Origin of the sequence: Ruminococcus sp. B05 (assembly GCF_003628495.1) — a bacterium.
GTDB classification, from domain to species: domain Bacteria; phylum Bacillota; class Clostridia; order Lachnospirales; family Lachnospiraceae; genus Schaedlerella; species Schaedlerella hominis.
Genome location: NZ_RBZR01000009.1, coordinates 1 through 17,067 on the forward strand (window position 1 = coordinate 1; position 17,067 = coordinate 17,067).

14 protein-coding genes and 1 tRNA gene are annotated in these 17,067 nt (G+C 39.9%); 14 read left to right on the forward strand and 1 reads right to left on the reverse strand.

The window, feature by feature from the left end:
* The first annotated feature begins 332 nt into the window (after positions 1-332).
* From cysK to D8Q48_RS08355, 13 genes are all read left to right on the forward strand, one after another.
* Complete coding sequence (gene cysK / locus D8Q48_RS08295; RefSeq protein ID WP_121056196.1) at positions 333-1,265, forward strand: cysteine synthase A; 933 nt, start codon at positions 333-335, stop codon at positions 1,263-1,265.
* A 48-nt stretch (positions 1,266-1,313) separates the two neighbouring features.
* A complete protein-coding gene (locus D8Q48_RS08300) occupies positions 1,314-2,621 on the forward strand; it encodes an O-acetylhomoserine aminocarboxypropyltransferase/cysteine synthase family protein (RefSeq protein ID WP_121056198.1) in 1,308 nt (435 codons plus the stop codon).
* A 25-nt stretch (positions 2,622-2,646) separates the two neighbouring features.
* Positions 2,647-3,684, forward strand: coding sequence for a [FeFe] hydrogenase H-cluster radical SAM maturase HydE (hydE, locus tag D8Q48_RS08305; protein WP_121056200.1), 1,038 nt, complete (start codon positions 2,647-2,649; stop codon positions 3,682-3,684).
* A gap of 144 nt (positions 3,685-3,828) precedes the next feature.
* Positions 3,829-3,900, forward strand: a tRNA-Cys gene (locus D8Q48_RS08310).
* 94 nt (positions 3,901-3,994) lie between these two features.
* Positions 3,995-4,729 (forward strand): ATP-binding cassette domain-containing protein, encoded by a 735-nt coding sequence (locus D8Q48_RS08315; protein WP_022074940.1) that lies wholly within the window; start codon positions 3,995-3,997, stop codon positions 4,727-4,729.
* A 4-nt stretch (positions 4,730-4,733) separates the two neighbouring features.
* The gene (locus tag D8Q48_RS08320; protein WP_118724093.1) at positions 4,734-5,660 is read left to right on the forward strand and encodes a SufD family Fe-S cluster assembly protein; all 927 of its coding nucleotides are present in this window, start codon (positions 4,734-4,736) and stop codon (positions 5,658-5,660) included.
* Between the two features lie 52 nt (positions 5,661-5,712).
* Positions 5,713-6,549 carry an AraC family transcriptional regulator gene (locus D8Q48_RS08325; RefSeq protein WP_121056294.1) on the forward strand — a complete coding sequence of 279 codons (837 nt, stop codon included), beginning with the start codon at positions 5,713-5,715 and terminating at the stop codon, positions 6,547-6,549.
* A gap of 698 nt (positions 6,550-7,247) precedes the next feature.
* The gene (locus D8Q48_RS08330) at positions 7,248-7,862 is read left to right on the forward strand and encodes a DUF4867 family protein (RefSeq protein ID WP_121056202.1); all 615 of its coding nucleotides are present in this window, start codon (positions 7,248-7,250) and stop codon (positions 7,860-7,862) included.
* Positions 7,863-7,993: 131 nt separating this feature from the next.
* Entirely contained in the window at positions 7,994-9,478 is a 1,485-nt protein-coding gene (locus D8Q48_RS08335; protein ID WP_117990009.1) for an L-fucose/L-arabinose isomerase family protein, read from the forward strand.
* Between the two features lie 129 nt (positions 9,479-9,607).
* Positions 9,608-11,077: a xylulokinase gene (xylB, locus tag D8Q48_RS08340; RefSeq protein WP_121056204.1), complete on the forward strand. Its 1,470-nt coding sequence runs from the start codon at positions 9,608-9,610 to the stop codon at positions 11,075-11,077.
* Between the two features lie 117 nt (positions 11,078-11,194).
* Positions 11,195-12,664, forward strand: a complete 1,470-nt coding sequence (locus D8Q48_RS08345; RefSeq protein WP_117990011.1) for a sodium-dependent transporter — start codon at positions 11,195-11,197, stop codon at positions 12,662-12,664.
* 63 nt (positions 12,665-12,727) lie between these two features.
* Positions 12,728-13,501 (forward strand): threonine/serine exporter family protein, encoded by a 774-nt coding sequence (locus tag D8Q48_RS08350; RefSeq protein WP_117990012.1) that lies wholly within the window; start codon positions 12,728-12,730, stop codon positions 13,499-13,501.
* The gene (locus D8Q48_RS08355; RefSeq protein ID WP_118687907.1) at positions 13,501-13,956 is read left to right on the forward strand and encodes a threonine/serine exporter family protein; all 456 of its coding nucleotides are present in this window, start codon (positions 13,501-13,503) and stop codon (positions 13,954-13,956) included. Before D8Q48_RS08350 ends, D8Q48_RS08355 begins: the two co-directional genes overlap by 1 nt.
* Before the next feature lie 28 nt (positions 13,957-13,984).
* Here the strand turns inward: D8Q48_RS08355 and D8Q48_RS08360 are convergent, their stop codons facing one another.
* Complete coding sequence (locus D8Q48_RS08360) at positions 13,985-15,370, reverse strand: sodium:alanine symporter family protein (RefSeq protein ID WP_121056206.1); 1,386 nt, start codon at positions 15,368-15,370, stop codon at positions 13,985-13,987.
* 265 nt (positions 15,371-15,635) lie between these two features.
* Here D8Q48_RS08360 and D8Q48_RS08365 point away from each other — a divergent pair, with 265 nt between their 5' ends.
* Positions 15,636-17,030 carry an alanine/glycine:cation symporter family protein gene (locus D8Q48_RS08365; RefSeq protein WP_121056208.1) on the forward strand — a complete coding sequence of 465 codons (1,395 nt, stop codon included), beginning with the start codon at positions 15,636-15,638 and terminating at the stop codon, positions 17,028-17,030.
* Positions 17,031-17,067 lie beyond the last annotated feature (37 nt).

Consider the following 17,067-nt stretch of genomic DNA (forward strand, 5'->3'; position numbering starts at 1 on the left):
AATATTTAATTCCACGTAACAAACGAATTGAGAAATATAAAGAAAAATGGTGTGCATAGAAAAACGACCGCGCATTTCGTACGATCGTTCATCAGCACTTTATTTTAGTTATTTAACTTGTCTACTTGACAGGAATCAGATCAGAGTTTAGTGGCTTTTTTATTCGTAAAAAAGCCACTAAACTCCGTCCCCGAATGGCACTCTCCCCCAATTGGCTCCCTTAGCAAAAACAAAAAAACATAAAAACCTACTTGACAAATAGGTAAAACAAGAATATAATAACTTTAACGCGTTAAACATACTAATTGGATAGGAAAGGTAGGAATCGTAAAATGGCAAATATTTATAAAAATACATTGGAATTAATAGGAAACACACCGCTTGTAGAGGTAACGAACATTGAAAAAGAGTTAGGATTGGAAGCGAGAGTTCTTGTAAAGCTTGAATACCTGAATCCGGCAGGAAGTGTAAAGGACAGAATTGCGAAAGCGATGATCGAGGATGCAGAGGAAAAAGGAATTTTAAAAGAAGGTTCTGTTATTATTGAGCCAACTTCAGGAAACACAGGAATCGGACTTGCATCTATCGCAGCAGTAAAAGGATATCGAATGATTCTTACTATGCCAGAGACAATGAGTGTGGAACGACGCAATATTTTGAAAGCATATGGAGCTGAGGTGGTTCTGACAGAAGGCTCACAGGGAATGAAAGGTGCAATCGCGAAAGCAAATGAGCTTGCAAAAGAAATTCCGAACAGCTTTATTCCGGGACAGTTTGTAAATGCAGCCAATCCGGCAGCACATAGAGCGACTACAGGACCAGAGATTTGGAACGACACAGACGGTGAAGTAGACATTTTTGTGGCAGGTGTCGGTACAGGCGGAACACTGACAGGTGTTGGTGAATATTTGAAATCTCAGAAAGCAGATGTGAAAGTTGTAGCAATTGAGCCAGCAACATCACCGGTTCTTTCAGAAGGAAAAGCAGGAGCTCATAAGATTCAGGGAATTGGAGCCGGATTTGTACCGGATGTATTAAATACAAAAGTGTATGATGAGATTATCATAATTGAAAATGATGATGCATTTGCAACATCAAAACAGTTTGGAAAATCAGAAGGAATTCTGGTAGGTATTTCTTCAGGAGCAGCCCTTAAAGGAGCAATCGAACTTGCAAAACGTCCGGAAAATAAAGGAAAAACAATCGTAGCATTGTTACCGGATAGTGGAGACAGATATTATTCAACTCCGTTATTTATAGACTAATAAAAACTTGAACCCAAAAAGCAGCACAGGCAAAGGAGATATGGAACCATGGCAAAAATTACAAGAGATCAGAGAAATTTTAAATTCGAAACATTACAGTTACACGTAGGACAGGAAACTCCAGATCCGGTTACAGATGCAAGAGCAGTACCGATTTATCAGACATCATCATATGTATTTCGTAACAGCCAGCATGCAGCAGATCGTTTTGGGTTAAAAGATGCCGGAAATATTTACGGACGTCTGACAAACCCTACAGAAGATGTATTTGAGAAGAGAATTGCAGCATTGGAAGGTGGTACAGCAGCCCTTGCAGTAGCATCAGGAGCAGCAGCGATTACATATACAATTGAAAATCTTGCTCAGCAGGGAGATCATATCGTATCTGCTAAAAATATCTACGGAGGTTCATTTAACCTTCTTGAGCATACACTTCCAAATTATGGAATTACGACAACATTTGTTGACATTTTTAATCTGGAAGAGGTTGAAAATGCGATTCAGGAGAATACAAAAGCAATTTACATTGAGACTCTTGGAAATCCAAATTCAGATGTAGTTGATATTGAAGCAGTTGCAAATATTGCACATAAACATAAAATTCCACTTGTTGTAGACAATACTTTTGCAACACCTTACCTTGTAAGACCAATTGAGTACGGTGCAGATATCGTAGTTCATTCAGCAACAAAATTTATCGGTGGACACGGAACAACAATCGGTGGAGTTATCATTGAAGGTGGTAAATTTGACTGGGAGGCTTCAGGAAAATTCCCATCACTGACAGAGCCAAACCCAAGCTATCATGGAATCAGCTTTACAAAAGCTTGCGGACCAGCTGCATTTGTTACAAAAATCAGAGCAATCCTCTTAAGAGATACAGGAGCAACAATTTCTCCAATCAGCTCATTCATTTTCCTTCAGGGACTTGAGACACTTTCACTTCGTGTAGAGCGTCATGTAGAAAATGCACTGAAAGTTGTTGAGTATCTGAATAATCATCCACAGGTAGAGAGGGTACATCATCCATCTGTAGATCCAGATCCAAAACAGCAGGAGCTTTATAAGAAATATTTCCCAAATGGTGGAGGTTCTATCTTCACATTTGAAATTAAAGGAGATGCAGCAAAAGCTCAGGAATTTATTGATAATCTGGAATTGTTCTCATTGCTGGCAAATGTGGCAGATGTGAAATCACTTGTTATCCATCCTGCGACAACAACACACAGCCAGTGCACAGAAGAGGAATTGCTTGACCAGGGAATCAAACCAAACACAATTCGTCTTTCAATCGGTACGGAAAATATTGATGATATTCTTCAGGATTTGGATGAGGCATTTAAAGCAGTTCAATAAGAATAGATAAAAATTTGGGGGAAATATGAAGGCGGTAGATAAATTAATCCAGCGTCAAAAATTAACAAAAGAAGAGTTTATAGAAATTTTAAAACAGCAGGATGATCCGGATATCCGAGAGCTTCTAAAAGAAGAGGCCATCAGGTTAAGAAAACACTATTATGGAACGAAGGTATTTACAAGAGGGCTGATTGAATTTACAAACCATTGTAAAAACGATTGTTACTATTGTGGGATTCGAAGAAGTAATAAAAATGCAAAACGATTTCGTTTATCGCAGGAGGATATCCTGGCATGCTGTGAGAATGGTTATGAATTAGGCTTTCGGACATTTGTTCTGCAAGGCGGGGAAGATGTCTGGTACACGGACGCAAAACTGGTGGAGATTATTCGCAGAATCAAGACCTTATATCCGGAATGTGCAGTAACACTTTCAGTAGGAGAAAAATCTTATGAAAGTTATAAAGCTTATAAAGAAGCAGGGGCGGACCGCTACCTGCTTCGTCATGAGACTGCGGATGAACAACATTATGAAGTATTGCATCCGGCAGAGATGAGTCTTGCAAATAGAAAACAATGTTTGTATGATTTGAAGAAATTAGGATACCAGGTGGGAGCAGGATTTATGGTAGGCTCTCCGGGACAGAGCGTGGAAACTTTGGCAGAAGATTTATTATTTTTGCAGGAGTTACAGCCACAGATGGTAGGCATCGGTCCGTTTATTCCGCATCATGACACCTGTTTTGCTGAAAAATCAGCGGGAAGTGTGGAGGAAACATTATTTTTACTGTCTGTAATTCGTATTTTACTGCCGACAGTATTGCTTCCGGCAACGACAGCTCTTGGAACAATGGATCCGCAAGGAAGAGAAAAGGGACTCTTGGCAGGAGCAAATGTTGTAATGCCAAATTTGTCGCCCCTAAAGACAAGAAAACAATATGATTTATATGATAACAAGATCTGCACCGGAGAAGAGGCAGCAGAATGCAGAGAGTGTCTGGATAAGAGGATAGAATCTGTAGGTTATCAACTGGTAAATGAAAGAGGAGATGCTGTTCTGTAAAAAGAGCGGCATTTTTTCTTTTTTCTGAGAAGATTTTGTGCAAAAGAGAAAATTTCCTGCAAAATAAAACAAAAATTTATTTGACTCCACTAAAAATACTTGGTATAATATAAAACAGTTATGGATACCATATCTATATAGTGAGGCGCAGTAGCCAAGTGGTAAGGCGTGGGTCTGCAACACCCTGATTCATCGGTTCAAATCCGATCTGTGCCTTTTATCTATAAAGCCTGGAAATGCTAAGTTTCTCAGGCTTTTTTTATATATCAGGAAAGTGTTTTCCTAAATAAAATTATACGAGGTGAGGAAAGTGTTAAAAGCAGAAAATTTAACATTATATGTAAATGATAATGGGAGTCGAAAATGTCTTCTCAATGATATTTCATTTCATGTAGATGATGGGGAGATGTTAGTGATTACCGGACCAAATGGTGGTGGAAAATCTACGTTGGCGAAAACATTGATAGGAATTGAAAAGGCAGATAGTGGAAAAATCATGCTGAATGAGCAGGATATTACAGATTATGATATTAATCATCGGGCAAATGCAGGAATCGGATATGCATTCCAGCAGCCACCAAGATTCAAAGGAATGCCTGTTTCCAAGCTTCTTACATTGGCAGCAGGAAGAAGTCTGTCAATTGATGAATGCTGTGATTTGCTTACTGCAGTAGGATTATGTGCAGAAGAGTATGTAGAGCGTCAGATAGACGGGACTCTTTCTGGTGGAGAGATGAAGCGAATCGAGATTGCATCGGTGCTGGCAAAAGACCATGAATTATGTATTTTCGATGAGCCGGAAGCAGGAATAGATTTGTGGAGCTTTTCAATGTTAATACAGAAATTCGAAGAGATGCATAAAGAAAAGAAGCAGAGTCTGATCGTAATCTCACATCAGGAAAAAATCATTGATATGGCAGACCGTATTATGATCATCGACGATGGAGAGATTAAAAAAATAGGCAAAAGAGAAGATGTTCTTCCGTATCTGAACGGAGTTCAAAAGTGTCATAACTGTGCAGAAAACAGAGAAAGGAGAGCATAGACGGATGGTAAAGTTAGATCAGGTTACAGAAGAAGTATTGAATGTTATTAACGATAACAAGTTTAGTCAAAGCGGAGCTTTCAATCTGCGTCAAAACGGAACATCAATATGTCATGGAGACAGCGAACATATTAAGATAAAAAAGAAAGAGGATAAACCGGGAATAAACATTTATATCGATGGAGAAACAAAAGGCGAGGTAGTTTATATACCTGTTGTTGTCAGTGTATCTGGAATGACAGATCTTGTATATAATGATTTTTATATCGAAGACGGTGCAGATGTGTCGATCGTAGCAGGATGCGGAATCCACAATAGCGGATGTAATGAGAGCCGCCATGACGGAATCCATACATTCCATGTTGGAAAGAATGCAAATGTACGATATGAGGAAAAGCATTATGGTGAGGGAAATGGTACGGGAGGAAAAGTTTTAAATCCTGTTACTAATATTTATATAGGAGAAAATTCTGTATTTACATTGGATACAGCCCAGATAAAAGGCGTTGATTCGACAGTTCGCGAGACAATGGTGGAAATGGAAAAAGACGCAAAGTTGTATGTGACAGAACGTCTTATGACAGAAGGAGAGCAGACAGCAGAATCGAATATAGAAGTGAGATTAAACGGAGAAGACAGTTCCGCACAGATTATTTCCCGTTCAGTTGGAAAAGGCAGATCTGTCCAGACATTTCATCCAAAGGCTGTTGGAAATAATAAATGTCAGGCACATATCCAGTGTGACTCTATTATTATGGATGATGCAGAAGTCGGATCAATTCCAGAGATCAGAGCACGCAACCTGAATGCAGCGATTATCCATGAGGCGGCAATCGGCCGAATCAATGATGAGCAGCTGTTAAAATTGCGTACACTTGGCCTTACAGAAGAAGAGGCTGAAAATGTTATTATACAGAACTTCTTAAATTAGAAACACAGGAAATGATATGGCAGAAAAAAGAAGGTAGATAAGTTTGAATAATATGGAAAAGTATAGTCATGAATTGATTGTACCAAATGAAGATTTACCATTTAAAATGTTTTTATTTGAAGGAAGTCAGGGAAATTATTTCAGAGATAAACATTGGCATCGCTCGATTGAGATATTTGCAGTATATGAGGGTGGATTAACTTTTTATATCAATCAAGAGAAACATCCACTTGAGGCTGGAGAATTCATGCTTGTCAATTCTAATGAGATACATTCTATTGATGCGCAAGAGAAGAATCAGACAGTTGTTCTTCAAATGCCATTAAAAACTTTTGAAGATTATTTTACAGGCGAGCAGTTCATTCGCTTTACACATGATTCTACCGTGCAAGATGAGAAGGTCATGGAGTTGATCTGGAAAATGTACGACGCATATCTTGGCAAACAAAGTGGATATGAGATGAAGGTGAAAAGCTATTATTACATGCTTCTCTATTTGTTAGTTACAAAATATCGTGAGCTGGATGTCGACCAGGACATGTTAAAGCGAAACAAGAAACTGACACGATTATCAACCATCACTGCATACATAAAAGATCATTATACAGAAGAATTTTCATTGGAAACACTGGCCGAAATCTTTGGTTATTCGCCGACTTATTTGTCAAGAATGTTCCAGAAATATGCAGGAATCAATTATAAGAGTTATCTGCAGAGTATCCGGGTGCAGTATGCATATCAGGAGCTGACGAACACGGAGCATACGATTAGTGAGATTGCGCTAAATAATGGGTTCCCGAATAGTAAGGCGTTATCGAAGGTGTTTCGGAAGAAGTATGGAGTGCTGCCGAGTGAGTATCGCAGGGCAGGATTTCGAGAGGATTCGTGAGTGAGGGGGCTATAGGGGTCTTGTGTGGAATTGCTATTTAGTTTACTGGGTGACAATACGTTCCTTGCAAAAAATTAATATAAGAATTCTTGCTCAGATTCTATGAGCGGGAGACACATAAGAGCGTAAATTTTTGCTAAAAGCAAATGAATTTGAACTCAAACTTGCTGCTACGCAGCTTCAAACATGTTCGTTCAAATTTATTAACGCAAAAATTTACGCTCTAAGTGTCACCAGCGCCCATTTCATATTCGCTCGAATTTCTTATATCAATTTTTTTGCAAGTAATGTATTGACTCAAGTTGTGAAGTAAATAGTAACTTAAAGGATATTGGGGAAGTATCCTCATATCCCAGAAAAGTAAATCCATCATCGCTCCATCTATTTAAACCACGATACACCACAAAGCAAGAAAAAGACTATGCAATCCAGCGAATTGGAGTCGGGCTTGCCCGACGAAGCTGAGCAGGAGTGCATAGTCTTTTTCTTGCTTGGAATTGTCGTGAACTAAATAGCAATTTTACGCATGGACAATATCGTGTCTGAAACACAAAAAAGACAAAAAAGTGCCATATATTGGATAAGTATTTGGTCGAAGAAGCTGCAAAATCTTGTTATATTGAAAGTACAGGAGATCGCAAAGCGTTTAGGTTTCGAAAAGACCTCGCAAAGCGTTTAGGTAAGGAGGAACCAAAATCATGGAGATACAGAAAATTACAGATGCGTCATTTGGAAAATATGGACGGGTTCTGGAAGGGTATTCAATCGACAGGATCTTAAAAGAAATGGAGCATACCCCACTTCCGAAAGATGTCATTTATGTGCCATCCGTAGAAGAGATGGAAGCACTTCCGGAAGCAGAAGCATTCCAGAATCGTGCTTACGGTGGACTGCCGATTCAGATAGGGTATTGCAACGGCGATAATAACAAGTTAAATGCATTGGAGTATCACCGCTCATCAGAGATTAATATTGCAGTTACAGATATGATTTTATTGCTTGGTTCACAGCAGGATGTAAAAGAGGATTTTACATATGATACTTCTCTTGTAGAAGCATTTTATGTTCCGGCTGGGACAGTAGTGGAAATGTATGCAACAACATTGCATTATGCACCATGTACGGCAGTAGAAGGAGGATTCCGCTGTGTGGTAGTTCTTCCGGCTGGAACGAATACAGAGCTTACATTTCCTATCGGAGAGAACGGAGAAGATAAGTTGATCACGGCAAAGAATAAATGGCTGATTGCACATGAAGAAGCTGGAATCGAAGGTGCATTTTGTGGATTACAAGGTGAAAATATCACATTGTAAGTGAATAACTTATTTGAGATTCACGGAGTGTGTGGAAAACCGCCGGCTATTTGTATGGCGAATAAAACCAGAAACGAAAATAATGAGAAAATATAACAGATATAAAACAAAAAGAAAGGTTGGTATAAAAGATGAGTAATATGCCAGAATTGAAAATCGGAGTTGTAGCAGTAAGTAGAGATTGTTTCCCGGAGAGCTTATCCGTAAACAGAAGAGCAGCACTTATGAATGCGTATAAAGCAAAATATGGAGAGGCTGACATTTACGAATGTCCAATCTGCATCGTAGAGAGTGAAATCCATATGGTACAGGCATTGGAAGATATTAAAGCACAAGGATGTAATGCGTTGGTTGTATATCTTGGAAACTTTGGACCGGAGATCGCAGAGACATTACTTGCAAAACATTTTGAAGGACCAAAGATGTTTGTTGCAGCAGCAGAGGAGACAGGAGACAATCTGATTCAGGGAAGAGGAGATGCTTACTGTGGAATGCTCAATGCAAGTTATAATTTGAAATTGAGAAATATCAAAGCATATATTCCGGAGTATCCAATCGGAACAGCAGAAGAGTGTGCTGATATGATTGCTGAATTCCGTCCAATCGCACGTGCAATCATCGGATTAAATGATTTGAAGATTATCAGCTTTGGACCACGTCCACTGAATTTCCTTGCATGTAATGCTCCAATCCAGCAGTTATATAATCTTGGTGTTGAGATTGAAGAAAATTCAGAACTTGATTTGTTTGAGGCATTCAACAAACACGAAGGAGATGAGAGAATCCCTGCAATCGTAAAAGAGATGGAAGAAGAGCTTGGAGAAGGTAATAAAAAACCGGAAGTTCTTCCAAAGCTTGCACAGTATGAATTGACATTAAAAGACTGGATTAAGGAACACAGAGGATATCGTAAATATGTTGCGATTGCAGGAAAATGCTGGCCTGCATTCCAGACACAGTTTGGTTTTGTACCATGTTATGTAAACAGCCGTTTGACAGCACAGGGAATCCCTGTATCCTGCGAGGTTGATATTTACGGAGCATTGAGCGAATTCATAGGAACCGTTGTAAGTCAGGACACAGTTACATTGCTTGATATTAACAACAACGTGCCGGCAGATATGTACAAAGAAGATATTGAAGGAAAATTCCCTTACACACACAAAGATACATTTATGGGATTCCATTGTGGAAACACAGCATCAAGTAAATTATCGTTCTGTGAAATGAGATATCAGCTTATTATGGCAAGAGCATTGCCGGAAGAAGTGACACAGGGAACACTGGAAGGAGATATTGTGCCTGGAAATATTACATTCTATCGCCTGCAGAGTACATCAGACAACAAACTTCGTGCATACATAGCTCAAGGTGAAGTACTTCCGGTAGCAAGCCGTTCGTTTGGAGCAATCGGTGTATTTGCGATTCCGGAAATGGGAAGATTTTATCGTCATGTATTGATTGAGAAGAATTTCCCACATCACGGAGCAGTTGCATTCGGTAACTACGGAAAAGCATTATTTGAAGTATTCAAATATATTGGTGTGCCGGTAGAAGAAATCGGATATAACCAGCCGGCAGGAGTACGCTACCCAACAGAGAATCCTTGGGCATAGGAGATAAATGGTGCGGAAACACGCTCAGACATCGACTCGAAAAGCCCTCGTCTGATACCGAGGTATACCTAAACGCTAAGCTCGAAAAGCCCTTGCTAAGCGTTTAGGTAAAGAAAGGATTTTTAGATTATGTTATATATAGGAGTAGATCTTGGTACATCGGCAGTAAAGTTATTGTTGATGGATGAAAAGGGAAAAATTCATAATATTGTTTCAAAAGAATATCCGCTTAGTTTTCCGCATCCGGGCTGGTCGGAACAGAATCCGCAGGACTGGAAAGAGCAGTCACTGGCAGGGATCAAAGAATTGATCGCAGACGCGGACAAGAGCCAGATTGCAGGAATCAGCTTTGGCGGACAGATGCACGGACTGGTTGTGTTAGATGAGAATGATGAAGTGATCCGTCCGGCAATTTTATGGAATGATGGGAGAACAACAAAAGAAACAGATTATCTGAACGAAGTGATCGGAAAGGATAAGCTTTCAAAATATACGGCAAACATTGCATTTGCAGGATTTACAGCACCGAAGATTCTTTGGCTGAAAGAACAGGAACCGGAGAATTTTGCAAAGATCAACAAGATTATGTTACCAAAAGATTATCTTGCATATGTGTTAAGCGGTGTTCACTGCACGGATTATTCGGATGCATCCGGTATGTTGTTACTTGATGTAGAGCATAAATGCTGGTCAAAAGAGATGTTGGAAATCTGTAATGTAAAAGAGGAACAGCTTCCGACACTGTATGAGAGTTATGAAGTGGTCGGAAATGTGAAACCGGAGGTTGCAGAAGAGCTTGGAATTTTGACGAGTGTGAAAGTGATTGCAGGAGCAGGAGATAATGCAGCAGCGGCGGTTGGAACAGGAACGGTTGGAGAAGGAAGATGTAACATTTCTCTTGGAACATCAGGAACCATTTTTATTTCCAGCAAGAAATTTGGGGTAGATGAACATAACGCCTTACATTCATTCGACCATGCAGATGGTTACTATCATTTGATGGGATGTATGTTAAGCGCAGCATCTTGTAATAAATGGTGGATGGATGAAATTCTGAAGACAAAAGAATATGCTAAAGAGCAGGAACAGATTCGTAAACTTGGAGAAAACAAGGTGTTTTATCTTCCATATTTGATGGGAGAGCGTTCACCGCACAATGATCCAAAGGCAAGAGCAACATTTATAGGAATGACAATGGATACAACAAGAGAGGATATGACACAGGCAGTTCTGGAAGGTGTTGCATTTGGGTTACGTGATTCTTTGGAAGTGGCAAGAAGTCTTGGAATCCAGATTGAGCGTACAAAAATTTGCGGAGGCGGAGCAAAGAGCCCACTTTGGAAAAAGATTGTTGCAAATGTAATGAATTTGAAGGTGGATGTCATTGAAAGCGAAGAAGGTCCTGGATATGGCGGAGCGATTTTGGCAGCGGTAGGCTGCAAAGAATTTGCAAGCGTTGAAGAAGCAACAGAGAAGCTTGTGAAAATTGTAGATACGGTGGAACCGGATGCAGAACTGGTAGCAAAATATGAAGAGCGTTATCAGAAATTCAGACAGATTTACCCGACATTAAAAGGTTTATTTCAAGAATTGAATTAAAAAACAGCAGAGATTTCAAAGATATGCGGTATAAAAACAGCATAGCATTGAAATTTCTGCTGTTTTTGTGTTAAACTGGTAAAGCATGAAAACATTTGAGAGTTTTTGGAGGTATATATGAAAAGAGAGTCATTTGGTTCCCGATTGGGATTTATTCTGGTGTCTGCCGGATGTGCTATCGGAATCGGTAATGTCTGGAAATTCCCTTACATTTGCGGTGCATATGGAGGGGCGGCATTTATTTTAATATATTTGTTGTTTTTAATTATTTTGGGAATTCCGGTACTGGTATGTGAATTTGCGGTCGGAAGAGGCAGTCGAAAGAGTGTTGCACTTAGTTTTGATGAACTACAGTCGAAAAATGGGAAATGGACCCCATTAAAATTTATTGGAATCATCGGATGTTATATGTTGATGATGTTCTATACAACTGTTGGCGGATGGTTGATGTATTATTGTTACAAGGGGATTCGAGGCAGTTTTGTGAATGCATCTTCTGATAATATTTCAACACAATTTTCTCAGATGCTTACAGATGTACCGACGATGTTGTTCTGGACAATTCTGATTTGTGTGATTGGCTTTGCAGTATGTATGTTTGGGTTAAATAATGGGATTGAGCGTGTTACAAAAGTGATGATGACGGCGTTGATTCTGATTATGGTAGTTCTTGCCATTCGTTCTGTAACAATGGCAGGTGCCGGAGAGGGAATTCGTTTTTATTTAATCCCTGATTTCCATAAGATGGTGGAAAGCGGAATCGGTAATGTGGTATTTGCAGCATTGAGCCAGGCGTTTTTCACATTATCGATCGGTATTGGTGCGATGTTGATCTTTGGAAGTTATCTGGATCAGTCCAGAAGTCTGACCGGTGAGGCAGTAAATATTATGCTTCTTGATACATTTGTTGCCCTGACAGCAGGATTTATTATCATTCCGGCATGTTTTGCATACGGAATCGAGCCGGGAGCAGGTCCGAGTCTTATCTTTATAACATTGCCAAATATTTTTGCACAGATGAGTGGCGGAAGAATCTGGGCATTCTTATTCTTCTTATTCCTGACATTTGCAGCATTGTCAACAATCATTGCTGTGTTTGAAAATCTGGTTATGTTCAATATGGAACTGCTTGGCTGGAGAAGAAAGAAGAGCGTGCTTGTATGTGCAGCGTTGATTATCATTTTAAGTATTCCATGTGTGCTTGGATTTAATGTCTGGTCAGGTGTGCAGCTTCTTGGTGAGGGAAGCACAATCATGGACCTGGAAGATTTTATTGTATCTAATAATCTGCTTCCACTGGGAAGTCTTGGCTATGTATTATTCTGTACAAGAAAGAACGGCTGGGGATGGGATGCATTTATTAAAGAGGTTAATACAGGAAGTGGTATGAAGTTTCCAAAAACACTTCGTGGTTATGTAAACTATGGAATTCCGGCAATTATCATTGTTATTTATCTGAAGGGGTATTATGATAAATTTAAAGATATGGGAACAGGAATTTTTGTTGGCTGGATGATATTTGCAATTGTATTTCTTGCATGGGTAATATACTGTGCAACGTCTGTGGAGAAGGACAGAACAGAATAAGAAAGTAAAAGACGGAGTGAGTGTGGGACATTCACTCCGTAAAATATAAGATGAGGAACGAAAATGGATTATAAGTTGTTGATGAATACAGCAATTCTTGCAGGGGAGATTATGTTGAAAAGTGGAGCGGAAGCGTATCGTGTAGAGGATACGATCCGCCATATCCTGAATATGGCTCATGTGGAAAATGTAGATACGATCGTGTTGATGACTGGAATTGTGGCAACGATAGATAATCCGGATATGGAAACGATCACAGTAATTCGGAGAGTGGAATCCAGAGGAAATAATTTGAATCGGATCGCTATCGCAAATGATATTTCCAGACGATTTTGTGAGGGGAAAATCTCACTGGAAGAAGCTTACAAGGAATTGCAGCAGATTGAAACAAAACAGTATCGAAGAGCTATATATAATATTGCGACAGTCTGTATTTGCGGAGGATTTGCTCCATTATTTAACGGAGGATGGCTGGAGGTGGCCGGTGCATCCGCGGCAGGGGCAGTGCTTGCACTAATTGTGACAATAGGAAAGAAATTAAAGATACAAGGGTTTATACAAGATGTTTTGTCATCTTTTGGATTGGCACTGATGGCTATTTTTTTGAAGAGGCAGTTTCCAGCTATGAATATGGATACGGTAATCATCAGTGGTATTATGCCACTTGTTCCGGGAGTTGCGATCACAACTGCAATACGTGACACCCTTCAGGGGGACTATTTGTCAGGTTGTGCAAGGATTCTGGAAGCATTTCTGTGTGCGGTATCTGTGGCATTAGGAGTTGCACTGGCAATGGCGGCAACCGGAATTATGGGGACAGGAGGTGTTGTTCTGTGATGAGACTTTTAGGTGGCGCAATTGGATCATTTATTGCAATTGTATGCTTCGCAATCATTATTGAATGTCCGAAAAAATATCTTCCTTTAGCCGGTGTGATCGGAGCGGTGGGAGGAACTGTTTATTTGTTCTGTCTTAATATTGTCAAGACAGATGCAGTACTTGCAGCATTTTTTTCCGCATTAGCAATTACAATATTGTCACATATTTTTGCGAAAGGATTTCGCGCACCGGTTACAATATTTCTTATTCCGGGAATACTTCCGACAGTACCGGGAGCGGGGATGTATCGGATTGTTTATTATCTGGTAGCAGGAAATCAGGAGAAATGTGCATTTTACTTTGCACAGACATTGGAAATTGCAGGGATGATCGCCCTGGCAATCTTTCTGGTTGGAACGATTGTGAATGTGATTCGAAAAAGTAAAAAAATGCAAGAGAAAAGCCCTTGTTAACGGATGTTAACAGGGCTTTTCGTGATGTTTAGTCAAATTCTTTATATTCATTTACAAGCTTGAAGACCGTTCCGGATAACAAGAACAGTGCGATTAAGTTTGGAATTGCCATCAGACCATTGAAGGTATCTGCGATATTCCATACAAGTCCAAGGTCCATAGTAGCACCAATCATTGCAACAAGAGAATATACGATCATAAAAGGTTTGATGACCTTTGCAGAGAAAATAAATTCAATGCAGCGAGCTCCATATAATCCCCATCCGATAATTGTAGAAAATGCAAAACAGCACATGGAAACAGCCGTAAATATAGATACCCAGTTTCCGTATGTGGATGTGAATCCAAGGATTGTAAGCTCTGCTCCGGCAGCCTCGCCATATGCAATCGGTACGCCGCTGCAAAGGATTACAAGTGCTGTCAGTGTGCAAATGACAATGGTGTCGGTAAATACTTCAAATACTCCGAAGAAACCTTGTTTGACGGGTTTCTGAGTGTCTGCACAAGCGTGTGCGATGGAACCTGTACCAAGTCCGGCTTCGTTTGAGAAGATTCCGCGGGAAACCCCTTTTTTCAATGTCATAAATGCACTTCCAACGATTCCTCCTGTTACGGAGCGTGGGTTAAATGCCCCCTCAAAGATGGAAGCAAATACAGCAGGGATATTTTCTATATTCAGGAAAATAACGCCGAGGGCGAGGAGAATATAGAATAATGCCATAAATGGCACAAGTTTTTCGGTTACTTTTCCAATTCGTTTTACACCGCCGAGAAGAACCATTCCGACTAAAAGCGTAAGAATGATACCTTGAATGAGGTTTGCCTGTGAAATCATATCTTGTGAAATGATGTGATAATTCAGCAGAGCAGAATCGATGGCAGTCGTAATTGTGTTGACCTGCGTCGCATTACCGGTTCCAAATACGGTAAGGACTCCAAATGCTGAAAACAAAACGGCAAGCCACTGCCAGTTTTTGCCAAGACCATTTTTGATATAGTACATAGGACCGCCGACAAGTTCTCCGTTTTCATTCGTTTCACGGAAATGGACTGCCAGTGTTACTTCGGCGAATTTTGTACACATTCCGAGAATTGCGGAAATCCACATCCAGAAGACTGCTCCGGGACCACCGATTGCAATAGCACCTGCGACACCGGCAATATTACCGGTTCCGACAGTGGCGGCAAGTGCGGTACAGACAGCCTGGAATGGCGTGATCGCACCATCACCGGCATCTCTTTTCCGAAAGATACGACCAATTGTTGTTTTAATGGCATATGGAAATTTGCGAATCTGTAAAAATCGGGTTCGGATACTTAGGTAAAGACCCACACCGATAATGCAGATCATAGCCGGAACACCCCAGATAAAGTTGTTTACGGCAGAGTTGACAGTTTCAATAGTATGTAACATAAAAAATCCTCTCTTCCTAAATAGAAACAAAATTCTGCTAAGCAGAGTTAAAAAAATAAAAAATCGCTGTGATTTGTAAAAATTCACCAGCGAAACGTACAAAAAACATAATATCAGAAAATATAAGAAAAATCAATAAAAGGATGGATTGATTTTACCGGTTTAATGTGTTAAGTTGATATAATGAATAAGAATCCGTAGGGGAAACGGTGAAGAAAGGTATGGATGTCAAAATAATTGGCAAAACATGGCAGAGGAGAATAAAATGATAGTTGCTTTAATTGAAAAAATCTATAGTTTTTTGTGGGGAGATTTGCTTCACATTCCATTGCCCGGAGGAGGCAGTATTGGTATTTCATTACTTATTATATTGTTGATTCCGACAGGGATTTACTTTACGATCCGCACAAAATTTTTATCAATCCGACTGATGCCGGATATGGTGAGAGCTCTTGTAGAGAAAAAAGAAGAAAAATCAAGTTTATCGACATTTCAGACATTGCTGGTATCTACAGCAACCAGAGTAGGAATGGGAAATCTTGTCGGTGTTGTAGCGGCGATATCGGTCGGAGGAGCAGGAGCCGTATTCTGGATGTGGCTTATGGCTTTGATTGGTTCGTGTACAGCATTTGCAGAGGCAACGCTGGCACAGCTGCATAAGCAGAAAGATCCATTGTATGGCGGATTTCGTGGAGGACCGGCATATTATATCCATGATTGTGTAGAAGCGAAAACAAGAAAGAAGCATAAAAAAGTAATCTGGGCAGTAATGTTTGCTGTTTCAGGTCTGGTCTGCTGGTGTGGAATCAGTCAGGTAATCAGTAATTCAGTAGCTTCTTCGTTCCAGAATGCATTTGATATTCCGCCGTTATATACAACAATTATTCTTGTTGCGGTAGCTGCGGTAATTGTATTACGAAAAAATGCTACGGTTAAGGTATTGGATTTTATAGTCCCGGTTATGGCAGTATGTTATTTTGCAATCACATTATTTATTATCATAACAAATATTGGACATGTTCCGGCAGTATTTGCAAGAATATTTGAAGAAGCATTTGGACTTCGTCAGGCAGCGGCAGGAGGGATTGGTGCAGTTATTATGAACGGTGTGAAAAGAGGATTGTTCTCAAATGAAGCCGGTTCCGGTTCAGCTCCATGTGCCGCTGCAGCAGCAGATTGCCACAGACCGGCACAGGCAGGATTAGTTCAGGCACTTGGTGTATTTGTGGATACCATTATCATTTGTACATGTACAGCAATGATTATGCTTCTGGCTCCCCAGGAGTTGACAGAAGGATTGACAGGAATGGAATTGCTACAGACAGCGATGGGATATCATATGGGGCGATTTGGAGTTATATTTATCGCAGTTACATTATTTTTATTTAGCTTTTCAACATTTCTCGGAATTCTGTTTTACGCCCGCAGTAATGTCGCCTATTTATTTGGGGATAAATGGTGCTGGCAGACAGCCTATAAAGTACTCGCACTTATCATGTTGTTCATCGGAGGTATTGCAGCATATACATTTGTATGGGATCTTGGGGATGTCGGAATTGGGTTAATGACAATATTCAATGTAGTATTCTTATATTTACTGGCAGATGAAGCGATAGATGAACTAAAAGATTATGAAAAAAGTAAAAAACTGAAAAAATAAGGTTAATTATAAAAATTAGTTGGAAATGTGATATATT